Annotated in this window: 13 protein-coding genes; 4 read left to right on the top strand and 9 right to left on the bottom strand. The window is 66.5% G+C overall.

Annotation, left to right across the window (positions count from 1 at the left end; translation table 11 throughout):
* The first annotated feature begins 2 nt into the window (after positions 1 to 2).
* Together ACIBJI_RS03440 and ACIBJI_RS03445 are read left to right on the top strand one after the other, a co-directional pair.
* On the top strand, positions 3 to 539 hold the full coding sequence (locus tag ACIBJI_RS03440) for an esterase (RefSeq protein ID WP_364358022.1): 537 nt from the start codon (positions 3 to 5) through the stop codon (positions 537 to 539).
* A 149-nt stretch (positions 540 to 688) separates the two neighbouring features.
* Positions 689 to 1,558, top strand: a complete 870-nt coding sequence (locus tag ACIBJI_RS03445; protein ID WP_364358019.1) for an acyl-ACP desaturase — start codon at positions 689 to 691, stop codon at positions 1,556 to 1,558.
* 211 nt (positions 1,559 to 1,769) lie between these two features.
* Here the strand turns inward: ACIBJI_RS03445 and ACIBJI_RS03450 are convergent, their stop codons facing one another.
* The 3 genes from ACIBJI_RS03450 to glpX form a co-directional block, all read right to left on the bottom strand.
* The gene (locus ACIBJI_RS03450; RefSeq protein WP_364358016.1) at positions 1,770 to 3,176 is read right to left on the bottom strand and encodes a class II fumarate hydratase; all 1,407 of its coding nucleotides are present in this window, start codon (positions 3,174 to 3,176) and stop codon (positions 1,770 to 1,772) included.
* Between the two features lie 112 nt (positions 3,177 to 3,288).
* Entirely contained in the window at positions 3,289 to 3,852 is a 564-nt protein-coding gene (locus tag ACIBJI_RS03455) for a YbhB/YbcL family Raf kinase inhibitor-like protein (protein WP_397082873.1), read from the bottom strand.
* 120 nt (positions 3,853 to 3,972) lie between these two features.
* The gene (gene glpX, locus ACIBJI_RS03460) at positions 3,973 to 5,016 is read right to left on the bottom strand and encodes a class II fructose-bisphosphatase (protein ID WP_364358010.1); all 1,044 of its coding nucleotides are present in this window, start codon (positions 5,014 to 5,016) and stop codon (positions 3,973 to 3,975) included.
* Positions 5,017 to 5,185: 169 nt separating this feature from the next.
* Between glpX and ACIBJI_RS03465 the strand changes: the two genes are divergently transcribed.
* Complete coding sequence (locus tag ACIBJI_RS03465) at positions 5,186 to 5,752, top strand: DUF4245 domain-containing protein (protein ID WP_364358007.1); 567 nt, start codon at positions 5,186 to 5,188, stop codon at positions 5,750 to 5,752.
* A 121-nt stretch (positions 5,753 to 5,873) separates the two neighbouring features.
* On the opposite strand, the gene ACIBJI_RS03470 is transcribed toward ACIBJI_RS03465, so the two are convergent.
* Genes ACIBJI_RS03470 through ACIBJI_RS03485 form a run of 4 tightly spaced genes read right to left on the bottom strand, consistent with a single transcriptional unit; the run spans position 5,874 to position 8,477 of the window.
* Positions 5,874 to 6,218, bottom strand: coding sequence for a VOC family protein (locus tag ACIBJI_RS03470; protein ID WP_364358004.1), 345 nt, complete (start codon positions 6,216 to 6,218; stop codon positions 5,874 to 5,876).
* Positions 6,215 to 6,457: an exodeoxyribonuclease VII small subunit gene (locus ACIBJI_RS03475; RefSeq protein WP_364358001.1), complete on the bottom strand. Its 243-nt coding sequence runs from the start codon at positions 6,455 to 6,457 to the stop codon at positions 6,215 to 6,217. Before ACIBJI_RS03475 ends, ACIBJI_RS03470 begins: the two co-directional genes overlap by 4 nt.
* A 2-nt stretch (positions 6,458 to 6,459) precedes the next feature.
* Positions 6,460 to 7,830 carry an exodeoxyribonuclease VII large subunit gene (gene xseA, locus ACIBJI_RS03480; RefSeq protein ID WP_364357998.1) on the bottom strand — a complete coding sequence of 457 codons (1,371 nt, stop codon included), beginning with the start codon at positions 7,828 to 7,830 and terminating at the stop codon, positions 6,460 to 6,462.
* Entirely contained in the window at positions 7,827 to 8,477 is a 651-nt protein-coding gene (locus ACIBJI_RS03485) for a lipid droplet-associated protein (protein ID WP_364357994.1), read from the bottom strand. Before ACIBJI_RS03485 ends, xseA begins: the two co-directional genes overlap by 4 nt.
* 157 nt (positions 8,478 to 8,634) lie before the next feature.
* Between ACIBJI_RS03485 and ACIBJI_RS03490 the strand changes: the two genes are divergently transcribed.
* Positions 8,635 to 9,645 (top strand): 4-hydroxy-3-methylbut-2-enyl diphosphate reductase, encoded by a 1,011-nt coding sequence (locus ACIBJI_RS03490; RefSeq protein WP_396957232.1) that lies wholly within the window; start codon positions 8,635 to 8,637, stop codon positions 9,643 to 9,645.
* Positions 9,646 to 9,959: 314 nt separating this feature from the next.
* Here ACIBJI_RS03490 and ACIBJI_RS03495 read toward each other — a convergent pair whose 3' ends face one another.
* Both ACIBJI_RS03495 and ACIBJI_RS03500 read right to left on the bottom strand, forming a co-directional pair.
* On the bottom strand, positions 9,960 to 10,937 hold the full coding sequence (locus ACIBJI_RS03495) for a DUF6542 domain-containing protein (protein WP_364357988.1): 978 nt from the start codon (positions 10,935 to 10,937) through the stop codon (positions 9,960 to 9,962).
* Positions 10,938 to 10,993: 56 nt separating this feature from the next.
* Positions 10,994 to 12,151: a DNA recombination protein RmuC gene (locus ACIBJI_RS03500; RefSeq protein ID WP_397082876.1), complete on the bottom strand. Its 1,158-nt coding sequence runs from the start codon at positions 12,149 to 12,151 to the stop codon at positions 10,994 to 10,996.
* Between the last annotated feature and the right edge of the window lie 279 nt (positions 12,152 to 12,430).

The following is a 12,430-nucleotide window of genomic DNA, read 5'->3' on the forward strand; positions in this document are numbered from 1 at the left end:
AAATGCACCACTTCGCTCGACGAACGGCTGGATTCACCGCGGTCTCCGCGGCTGCGGCACTGCTGCTGGCCACCGGCTGCAGCAAAGACGACAACAAGGACAACAACTCCGCCGCGGCCATGACGACCACCTCGGCGGCCGCGCACGGCGAGGGGCATATGTCCGGTGCGGCGGAAGAGACAAAGATCGCCACCCAGGGCGGCGATATCACCGTCTCCGGCATCATCTTCGACAAGTATGTGCAGTCCGGCGGTCCGACCGGCCCGCTCGGCGCGCCGCTGAAGGCACAGGAGGATGCTCCAAACGACGGCAAGTGGCAGGACTTCACCGGCGGCGCGATCGTCTGGAGCAACGACAACGGCGCACACATCGTATGGGGCGAGATCCGCAAGGCGTGGGAGGACAACGGCGGACCCGGCGGCAATATCGGCTACCCGGCGAGTGACGAGAAGGACATCCCCGGCGGCAAGGAGAGCGATTTCGTCGGCGGCACCATCACCTGGGTGGACGGCAATACGACCGTCACACCGAAGTCCTGATCCGCGCCGGCGTCCGGGCGCTCACGTGCCATTATTGGTCAGTGCTCGCGGTTCGCTCGAAAGAGCTGGTGCTTGTACGCTCGGACGCCGGTACCGATTCCCTATTCGTAGATCCCCGCATCGCGGGGCCCAGCCGCTAGGTTGTGCTAGTGCAAACTCTCTTGACCGATCGCGAACTGCTCGCGTCCCTCGCCGATGAGGTGGAGCTGAATCTGCGCCGCCACATCTCCGCCGCCGACGGCTGGCAGCCGCACGACTATGTGCCGTGGGACGACGGCCGAAACTTCGGCTTCCTCGGCGGAATCGATTGGGAGCCGGAGCAATCCGAGTTGAGCGAGACCGCCAAGCTGGCGCTGACGGTCAGCGTGCTCATCGCCGACAACCTGCCCTCCTACCACCGTGAGGTCGGTAAGTACCTGCGCACCGGGTCGTGGTGGCGCTGGGTCGGCCGGTGGACGGCCGAGGAGAACCGGCACGAGATCATGATCCGCAACTACCTCATGGTCACCCGGTCGGTCGACCCGGTGCAGTTGGAGCGGTTGCGGATGGACCACATGACCAAGGGCTTCCGGCGTCCCGCGCTGCACCTGCTCGATGTGCTCGCCACCTGTGCATTCGAAGAGGCGGCCGCCGCCATCCGGCATCGCAACACCGCGGCGCTCGGGGCGAACAAGATGGTCACCGCCATCGCCGAGCGCATCGCGGCCGACGACGAGCTGCAGTCGATCTTCTTCGCCAACTTGGTCAGCGCGGCGTTCGGCGTCGCACCGGATCAGACCATGCGCGCCATTGCCGACAGCGTGACGCGTTTCCAGGTGCCGTCGGTGACGCTGTCCGATGGGCGCAGCAGCGACGATGTGCTCGCCGAAGCGGGCATCTACGACCGTGCCAGGGAGGGTGAATTGGTTTTCGGCCCGCTGCTGGAGCGGTGGCAGTTCTTCACCCGCACCGATATCGGTGAAGACGGTGAGAAGGCGCGCGCGGAACTCGCGCATCTGCGGGCCGGATCGCTGGCCTGATTCTCGCGGTCACGTCCAGAAAATGAGTCGGTCGGCGCACAGTTTTGTGCGTCGGCCGGTTTCTTTGCGCACCGCGTCGCTTTTCTCGCGGCTCTCGGCATCGTTCCGTGACGACCAGCGCGGGCAGCCGCGGTACCTGCGCGTATGCGCGTCACGTTGGATCGGGCGTGAAGTGTCCAACGTGACGCTCGACCGCGTTTTCTGATTCCGACTACTTTGCGTCTTCGACCCTGGCCATCGACAGCACATCCAAGCGGCGATCGAGTTCTTCGAGGGTCAGCTTCTCGTCGAGCAAACCGCGATCGATCACGGCCTGACGGATGGTCTTCTTCTCCTTCAGCGCCTCTTTCGCGACCGCGGCCGCCTCTTCGTATCCGATGGCCGAATTCAGCGGCGTCACGATCGACGGCGACGATTCGGCGAGGGTGCGCAGATGATCCTCGTTGGCGATCAGACCGCGAACGCACTTGTCGGCGAACAGCCGGGACACATTGGCCAGCAGCCGAATCGATTCGAGCAGATTGCGCGCCATCACCGGGATGTAGACGTTCAACTCGAACGCGCCGCTCGCACCGGAGAACGCGACCGCCGCGTCATTGCCGATCACCTGCGCGGCGACCTGCGTAACCGCCTCGGGCAGTACCGGATTCACCTTCCCGGGCATGATCGAACTGCCGGGCTGCAGATCGGGCAGCCGGAGTTCGCCGAGACCGGTCAGCGGCCCCGAACCCATCCAGCGAATGTCGTTGGCGATCTTGGTGAGGCTGACCGCGATGGTGCGCAGTGCGCCGGACGCTTCCACCAGACCGTCGCGGGCGGCCTGCGCCTCGAAGTGATCCTGTGCCTCGGACAGGGCGTCGATATCGGTCGACAGCACCAGTTCGGCAACGACTTTCGCGCCGAAACCCGCGGGCGCGTTGAGGCCCGTGCCGACCGCGGTGCCGCCGATGGGCAGCTCACCGAGCCGGGGCAGCGCCGCCATCATGCGCTCGATACCCGCCGCGACCTGGCGGGTGTAGCCGCCGAACTCCTGGCCGAGGGTCACCGGCACAGCGTCCATGAGATGGGTGCGCCCGGACTTCACCACGGTGCGCCATTCGGTCGACTTGTCCTGCAGCGCCAGCCGCAGGTGGTCCAGCGCCGGGATCAGATCCTTGATCGCGGCCTCGGTGGCGGCGAGATGGGTCGCGGTGGGGAAGGTGTCGTTCGATGACTGCGACATGTTGACGTCGTCGTTCGGATGCACGGTCACGCCGTTGGCCTTCGTGATCGAGGCGATCACCTCGTTGGCGTTCATATTCGAGCTGGTGCCCGAGCCGGTCTGGAAGACGTCGATCGGGAACTGGTCGTCGTGCAGGCCGTCGGCGATCTCATTCGCGGCGGCGATAATGGCATCCGCCTTGGCCGGATCGAGCAGCCCGAGATCCTTGTTCACCTTGGCGCACGCGGCCTTGAGCAGCCCGAGCGCCCGGATCTGCGCCCGCTCCAACCCGCGCCCGCTGATCGGAAAGTTCTCCACGGCCCGCTGGGTCTGCGCCCGCCACAACGCGTGCACGGGAACCCGAACCTCCCCCATGGTGTCGTGTTCGATGCGGTACTGCGTCTCCTCGCTCGTCATATTCCCGACCCTATGCCGCGGACGCACGCCATGGGGCTGCCACGCCTGAGGCGATTCGCACACCAGTCACCGGAATACCGCAATCCCCGCACCCCGGGCGAACCTACATATTTCACGGCCGTTCGTAGAATCCATCGATCCGGCCACAGGCGACTGCCTTTGCGGCGGAGAAGACGTCGCGTGGTTTCGCTTTCGCTGCGGGCTTGCCGCCAACGGTGGTGATCAGCTCGGTCAGGGCGAAGAGTTGGAATGCGTAGCGGTGTGGTCCGTGGCCTTTGATCGGGGCCGGACCTTGGTAGCCGCGGCCGAAGCCGGAGCGCAGGATACTGACGCCCGGTGCGGGATCATCGGCGCGCAGCGCGTCCCGGGGCAGTTCAACGAGCGTCGGTTCCAACAGGGCTACGCAATGCACGAATGGCAATCCTGTTGGTGCGTCCGGATCTTCGATGACCAGCAGCAGTTGGGCCGCACCGTCGGGTGCGGTCCACGCCAGCGCGGGGGATACGTCACGGCCGCCGATCCGCTTGGACGCGTGCACCTCGGGCAGTGGCGACTCATGGGTGAAATCCGGGCTGTTGACCTCGAAGGTCGCCCCCGCCGCGAGGTTCGGCAGATGCCAGGCGAGGCCATGGTCTCCGGCGCGCCGATTCTTCAACAGTTTCCCGAGGATCGCCATCGGAACTCCTTGGTCTGTAGGGGATTCCGGAGCTTACCGATGTCATCGCGGATCGCGCACAGCGCGGAAAATGTGTCGAGCCCGATCCGAATCGGACCGGGCTCGACACATTCGAGAAGATCAGGGCATCGGCGGCACCGCATCTTCGTCGCCGACGAAATCGACCGAGGAGTATTCGCGGAGCTTGGTGAGCCGGTGGTAGGCGTCGATCATGCGGACGGTGCCGGACTTGGAGCGCATGACAATGGACTCGGTGGAGGCGCCGCCGGGGAAGTAGCGGACGCCGCGTAGTAGGTCGCCGTCGGTGACGCCGGTGGCGCAGAAGAAGACATTGTCGCCCGCGACCAGGTCATTGGTGGTGAGGATGCGGCCGAGGTCGTGGCCGGCGTCGATCGCCTTCTGCCGCTCCTCGTCGTCCTTCGGGGCGAGCATGCCCTGGAGCTCGCCACCCATACAGCGCATGGCCGCGGCGGCGATGATGCCCTCGGGGGTGCCGCCGATGCCGACCAGGATGTCGGTGCCGGAGTCGGGGCGAGCGCAGGCGATGGCACCGGCGACGTCACCGTCGGAGATCAAGCGGATGCGGGCGCCCGCGTCGCGGACCTCCTGGATCAGTTCCGCATGGCGCGGGCGGTCCAGGATGCAGACGGTGAGATCGGACTTCGACAGGCTCTTGGCCTTGGCCACCCGGCTGATGTTCTCGCCGATCGGGGCGGAGATATCGATCACGCCCGCCGCATCGGGACCGACCGCGATCTTGTGCATATAGAAAACCGCGGACGGGTCGAACATCGCGCCGCGCTCGGCGACCGCGAGCACCGCGATGGCGCCCGGCGAACCCTTCGACATCAGGGTGGTGCCGTCGATCGGGTCGACTGCGAAGTCGACTTCGGGACCGGTGCCGTCGCCGACCAGCTCACCGTTGTAGAGCATGGGCGCTTCATCCTTCTCGCCCTCACCGATGACCACGATGCCGCGCATGGAAACGGAGCTGACCAGCTGCCGCATGGCGTCGACGGCCGCACCGTCGCCGCCTTCCTTATCACCACGGCCGACCCAGCGGCCCGCGGCCATCGCACCGGCCTCGGTGACCCGGACCAGTTCGAGCGCGAGGTTGCGGTCCGGTGCCTCGCGGCGGCTGGGTGCGGGCGAAGATGCCGTCATTACGGTGTGCCTCCTACGGTCGTTGCTACCGCTGATTCTCTCAGAAGCGTGACCGTTCCCGATCAGGTACTACCCGTAGCGATTGCTTGCAGGTCGCTCGAAAAGGTCGGCTCCAGATCTCCGACCACCTCTACGGGAGCGGACCCGAACGGATGTGGATACTGGGAGCGTGTCGTACCAAAAACCGCGAATCCTGCACGACTACCGGGATCTGTTCTGGTCACTGATCCCGTTGGTGCTGATCGCCGTGGTCTTCGCCGGGCTCGCCAGCCAGTGCAGCTTCGCGGCGAAGGGGCCGACGCAGGGCCATATTCCGAACTTCGACGTGACGGCCGCGCTGGCTAACGATGCGAAGACGATGTCCTTCCCGATCCGCAATCCGAGCCTGCCCGAACACTGGACCCCGAACTCCGGCAGCCGCGACACGATCACCAGCACCGGCGGCGGGCCGGTCAGCACTGTTGGTTTCATCACACCGCAGGGCACCTACCTGCGGATGAGCCAGAGCAGCGCGACCGAGGAGGCGCTATCGCGCTTCGTACTCGGCTCCCGCTACGGCACCGGTACCGAGCAGGTCGGCGACCAGAAATGGGTCGTCTACGCCGAGCAGGGTTCCGAGACGGCGTGGATCGCCGACTTCGGCCAGTCCCGAGTGCTGATCACCGGCGCGGCCAATCACGCCGGGTTCACCACGCTGGCGGCCGCCATCGGCGCCGCCCAGCCGCTGGCGCGGTAGTCGGAGCGGCGCTAGGCACCGAGCTGTGTGATGCGAGAGTTCGCGCATGGGGATTGCGGTCATGAGTCCCACCGTGAGCGAATTTGTGCCACGAGAGGAAGTGGCTGCCTGTGCTGCCTGCTCAGCGGTGGCTGACTACGTTGACGATGGTGCCGCTGGGGTCGCGGACGAAAAAGCGGCGCACACCCCACTGTTCGTCGCGGAGGGGATAGACGATTTCGGCGCGCGCGGCGACCACGTCCGCGTATACAGCGTCGACATCCTCGACCTCGACGCTCATATCCGGTTGCGGCTGCTCGGCTTCCGGGCCGACCAGCAGGACCTGCGCGGTCGGGTTGGTCGGGGATGCCATCGTCACCACCCAGCCGAGGTCCATGGCCTCTTCGAAGCCGAGCCGCCGGTAGAACTCGCGGCTGGCCGCCATGTCCTCGGTGCGGATATCTGGGGTCGCGCGGCGGATGGTCATTCGTCGCCTTCGAGGTCGGTGCGCGAGAGCGCGTTCTCGACCCGCTGCCGCGCACCTGCCAAATGTTGCTCGCAGCGGGTGGCCAGCGCTTCGCCGCGCTCCCACAGTGCGAGGGATTCGTCCAGGTCGAGGCCGCCCTGTTCGAGCATTTTGACGACGTTGACCAGTTCGTCGCGGGCACGCTCGTAGCCGAAGGTGGAGATCTCGGCCAGTTCGTCGTCCTTGCCGGGATCGGCCAAGGTCAGTTCCTCCCTGTATCGGTCTTGCCCAATGCTCGGGTACCGAGCGCGGCGGCGGTAATGGCACCGTCGGCGACCCGGATCCGCAGCTGACTACCTGCGGGTGCGTCCTCGATCGAGCGGACCACATGCCGCTCCTTACCGCTGACGCGCTGCACGACAGCGTAGCCACGGGCCAGCGTCGCGGCCGGGCCCACCGCGGTGAGTTTCTCGCGCAGGTGCCGGGTTGCGGTGGTTTCGGTGCTGATCAGATGTTCGGCGGTGCGGCGGGCGGCGGTGCGCAGGCGTTCGATCTCGTCGTAGCGGCGGTCGAGTTCGCGCAGCGGATCGGCCAGTACCGGCCGGGAACGCAGCTGGGCCAATGCCCTGGTCTCGCGGTCTACCCAGCCGCGCAGTGCGGCGGCGGCGCGGTCGCGCATATCGCGGACTCCGGCCAGCTCGGCGGCCGCGTCGGGGACGATGCGTTTGGCGGCGTCGGTGGGCGTGGCAGCGCGCAGGTCGGCGACCAGATCGCACAGCGGGTTATCGGGTTCGTGCCCGATCGCGCTGACGATCGGTGTGGTCGCCGCGACGATCGCGCGGCACAGCGTCTCATCGGAGAACGGCAGCAGATCCTCAACGCTGCCACCACCGCGTGCCAGCACGATGACCTCGACGGCCGGATCGCGATCGAGTCCGGCCAGCGCCTGCACCATCTGCGGCACCGCGGTCGCCCCCTGCACCGCCGTATTTCGGATCTCGAAACGGACTGCGGGCCAACGGTTTCGGGCAACGGTCAGTACATCGCGCTCGGCGGCGCTGGCTCGACCGGTGATCAGGCCGATTGTCTTGGGCAGGAACGGGATCGGCCGCTTCAGCCGGGGATCGAAGAGTCCCTCCGCGGCGAGCAATGCCTTCAACCGTTCGATGCGGGCCAGTAGTTCCCCGATACCGACCGGGCGAATCTCCATGGCGCGCAACGAAATCGTGCCGCGACCGGTGAAGAACGCCAGCTTGCCGTAGGCCACAACCCGACTGCCCTCTTGCAGCGGGACCTCGGAGCGGCGGATGAGATCCGGATGACAGGTCACCGACAGCGACATATCGGCGGCGGTATCACGCAACACCAGGAATGCGGTGCTGGTGCCGGGACGCAGATTGATCTGGGTGATCTGGCCCTCCACCCAGATGCTGCCCAGCCGATCGATCCACTGTGCGACCTTGATGGCGACCGAACGCACCGGCCACGGGTGTTCGGCGGAGTTGGCGGGAGCCGCTCGGTCGGGTTGGCCGGCGGATTCCCGGCCAACCGTCGACGAAGACGCGGCTGGTTCGGGCGCACCCGCCTCCCGGCCACCGACCCCCGTCGAATCGCTCCGCGATGCTGGACTCATTGAGCCCGCACGGTGGCGATCCGGTTCGTCAGCATGGTCACGAACGGCGCCCTGGCACGCGTCTGCTGTTCGTACTCGAGCAGCGCGTTCAGATCCTCGACGGTCAGCATGCGCAGGCGTGCGCGCAGTTGGGCCAGAGTCATATTGGCGTAGTCGTAGCGGGTGGCCACCTCGGGCTCGACGATCTCGGGCTCGGGCTCGGGTGCCTCGGAAACCTCGGGCTCCGGCTGGGGTTCGGGCGCCTCGGAAACCTCGGTTTCCGGCACGGCGATGGTCTGTACCGGAGCGGCATGACCATTGGTCTCACCGACGCGGGCGGCATCGGCGGCGAAGTCGGTCGGTTCGTCCTCGGCGTAAAGGTCGAAACGGCTGGTGCGGGCGGGAGCGGTGAACTCCGGCTCGCTGTCCTCGTCGAAGGTGGCCCAGTCGGGCTGCTCGACCGGGGTGTTCGTGAGACGGTCGAATACGCCGTCGCCCTTGAGGGCGAGGCTGGTCACGAACTGCTGGACGTGCATGGTGGTCTGCAGCATCTGGCTGATCGCGGTGATCGGGAAATTCATTGCGGCAGTTGGTAGCCGACGGGTTTCTTCGATGGCGTATGCGGCGGCGCCGGCGGCGACCCGGGCCAGGAACGGTGGTCGAAACATGCTCCTAGCCTGCCCGATACGGGATGTTCTGCAAAGCACTAGTGTCACAGACACATTGTTCTGCACCATTAGGCCGCAATTTCGCGCGGTATGAGTGTGTCGAGAACGACCTGACCGGGCGGCCCGCCATCCATCGGCCGCACGTAAGCTGAGGGGCATGTCTTCGGCCATCCCTTTGAACGTCGGAATCGCCCGCTCGGCCGGTTCCGGATCCGTCGATGCCGATGGTGGTAAGCGCGTGCTGCTAGCCGAACCACGCGGCTACTGCGCGGGTGTTGACCGTGCGGTCGAGACGGTGGAGAAGGCGCTCGAGAAGCACGGCGCGCCGATCTACGTGCGCAAGGAGATCGTGCACAACCGCCACGTGGTGGATACGCTGCGTGAGCAGGGTGTGATCTTCGTCGACGAGACCGACCAGGTGCCCGAGGGTGCGCTGGTCGTGTTCTCCGCGCACGGTGTCTCACCCGCGGTGCACGAGTCGGCGGCGTCGCGCAATCTGCGCACGATCGATGCGACCTGCCCGCTGGTGACCAAGGTGCATCAGGAGGCCAAGCGCTTCGCCCGCGACGACTACGACATTCTGCTGATCGGTCACGAGGGGCACGAGGAGGTCGAGGGCACCGCCGGGGAGGCACCCGAGCACGTGCAGCTCGTCGACGGTCCGGATGCGGTCGACCGGGTCACCGTGCGCGACGAGTCCAAGGTGATCTGGCTCTCCCAGACCACGCTCAGCGTCGACGAGACCATGGAGACGGTGCAGCGGCTGCGGCAGCGTTTCCCGACACTGCAGGATCCGCCGAGCGATGACATCTGCTACGCCACCTCGAACCGCCAGGTGGCGGTGAAGGCGATGGCACCCGAGTGCGATCTGGTGATCGTGGTCGGCTCGCGTAACTCGTCCAACTCGGTGCGGCTGGTCGAGGTTGCACTCGGTGCGGGCGCCAAGGCTGCCTACCTGGTCGACTTCGCCCGCGAGGTGGACCTGGCGTGGCTGGACGGGGTGCGCACGATCGGCGTCACCTCCGGTGCTTCGGTGCCCGACATCCTGGTGCGCGGTGTGCTGGATCTGCTCGCCGAGCATGGATTCGGGGATGTGCAGCCGGTCACGACGGCCAATGAGACGCTTGTCTTCGCACTGCCCAGGGAATTGCGCACTTCGCGTCGTTGAACTGTCCCAGCGATTCCACATAGTGCTGGCATTCGGGCTGGCCCCGAGAGCTGCGTGCCCGTGTATCACCGGGGCGCTGCAACGATTGTCAACCCTGCACGCAACGTTCGTATCCAGTGCTGCACTGGGGCCGTGCGATTTGTCTCGCTGAGCTGTGCCAATGGCTTTCACACAGCACTGGCATCCGCATTGTCCGGGGCTGTGCGCTTCGAACTATCGGCCTGTGCCAGCGGGATTCGGGCTGTCGTGAGCCATCGTTTTCGGGCCGAGATCCGACGCCTCATGGAGGCAGCTGCGGATGAGAAACCCTCCGGTTAGAGGCTTTCCGGCCGCCGTCGCTCGGTCCGGCTCGAATCGCGTTCGCGATAGCGCACATTGGGCTGGGGATGGGGCGGCGGCACCTCGCCGCGCCGTCTTGTCGGCGCGGCGCGGCTCGCATCGGCCTCGGCCCGAGGGGCTGCCGCTGCTCGTGCGGCTCGTGTCGTGTCGCCTTCGCCCCGAGCGGTTGCCGCCGGTCGTGCGTCTCGGGGCGATTCGACCGCGCCCCGGCTCGCCGCGGCGCGGGTGCTCGAACGGCGCTCGCGGCTCGGGCGCTCGTCACCCCGGGCGCTCTTTGCGGCGCTGCCGACGCGCGGTGGGGTGTCTGCTACTTCCGAACTCCCGCGCCGGCTCGGGCGCGGCAGATGCAGATCGGTATCGAGGTCGGAGGTGTCGACCTGGGAACGGCGGGTGCGGCGGCGCGCGGCATTGGCGAGCGAACCGCCGTCGGCGCGCTCCGACCTGGGGCGTTTGGCAGCATTGCTGCGGCCCCAGCTGGTGCCGCGACGGGATTCGTCGGCGCGTCCCGTGGCTTCCTCGCGCCTGTGTAGCAGGATCCGCCCACCGGCGATGGCCAGCACCAGCACAGTGGCCAGCGCCATGATCGGGAAGCGATTGACCAGCGGGATCGCCAGATTCAGCAGGATGTCCTTGAGGCCGGTCGAGGCATGACCGATCAGCTGCTGATAAGCCAGCGGCACCGCGACGAACAGCAACAGCGGTGGCAGCACCATCGTCGTGAAGAGTCCGCGATAGCGAACGGCGAGCACAGCCGCGACGCAGCCCAGGACGTACAACGTGTTGAACGTCCCGGTCAGCTCGTTATTCTCGCCGTGGGCATCGATCAGGAACCCCAAAAACGCGCACGCCACCGCGATCAGAACCGCCGCCCCGGCCGGAATACCCGGCACCGAGGGCAGGATCGAACGATGCGGCGCGGGCACCCGGGTTCGGACACGTTGGGAAGCAGCCACACCATGACACTAACCGCCGCCGCGCTCGGTGGCGTTACGGCACGGCCGTCGCAGGGCTAATCGTCGGCGTCGGCGAAGCCGACCGCCCGCGGCAATGAATCCACCCGATGGATTGCGGGCACCTCCTGTTCGGCTATTTCAAGATCGTGCAGTTTGCGCGCGGTGACCATCACCCGCGACTCCACCGAGGCGACGGTGTAGTTGAAAGCGTCTACGGCCTTACCGAGTTGCGCGCCGAGGCGGTCCAGATGTCGTCCGGTCATGCCGAGCCGGTTGTAGAGCTCGCGACCCAATTGCTGAACAGTTGCCATATCGCGGGACAGCGCCTCCTGCCGCCATCCGAAGGCGACCGTACGCAGCAACGCGATCAAAGTCGTCGGAGTAGCGAGGATCACGTTGCGGCCGAACGCGTACTCGAGCAAGCCGGAATCGGTGGTCAGTGCGGCATCGAGGAACGGATCGCCCGGTACGAACAGCACCACGAACTCCGGCGCGGGATCGAAGGCCAGCCAATAGGCCTTATCCGCCAGCTGATCGATATGGGCACGCAGATGTTTGGCATGGCGGCCGAGTAGTTCGGCGCGCTCGTCCGGGTCGTCGGTCATGGTGGCGTCGAGATAGGCGGTGAACGGCACCTTGGCGTCCACCACGATCTGCCTGCTGCCCGCGAGATTGACCACGAGGTCCGGCCGCACCATGCCGGTGCGTTCGGTCGCGCCGTCGCTGCGCGCGGCCCGGCTCACCTGGGTGTCGAAATCGCAGTGCCTGGTCATGCCCGCCAGCTCCACCACCCGCTCCAACTGAATCTCACCCCAGCGCCCACGCACCTGCGGCGCGCGCAGCGCGGCCACCAGCTGACCGGTCTGGCTTGTGAGTTGATGTGACGTGCGCTGCATCCCCGCGACCTGTTCACGCAGACTCGAATAGGCATTGATTCGATGATGTTCGACCTGCTGAATGTGCTGGTTCAGCGCGCCGACGGCCTCGCGCAGCGGATCTACCATCGCGCCGATGGCATGCGAATGTCGGCGTGCCGCATCCTCATTCGCCGCGGTGAGCGATTGCCGCAGTAGCCGCTCGTTATCGGTGGTGGCGGCCAGTCTCGCCTCCGCGGCCGTCGCGCGCTGCCCGGCGCGCGCGGCATGTCCGAGCCAGCCCAGCCCTACCCCCGCGGCGAACACCAGCATCAGTGCGACGAGCATCGGTGCGGTCATAGTGCCGATAGTGCCGCATGACTCCGACAAGTTCGAAACCCGTGAGCAATCGGGCAGCAGCGCATCGACGAAAGGCCACGAGCCGCGGTTTCGAACTGATCGGTCGGTCATCGACGGAACGCAGCAACACCGATTGCGTGCTCTATTGCGAGGTCGGGTTCCTGCTCAGTTGACCACGACGGAGCGAGTCTTACGAGCGAGGAGTTCGCGGCCCGTCTCGCGTCCGCGCCGAAGGCGCGGCCATTCAACAGAGCCGAGTCGTCGAAGCGCATGCGACGC

This window comes from Nocardia sp. NPDC050408, assembly GCF_044458905.1.
Taxonomy (GTDB): domain Bacteria; phylum Actinomycetota; class Actinomycetes; order Mycobacteriales; family Mycobacteriaceae; genus Nocardia.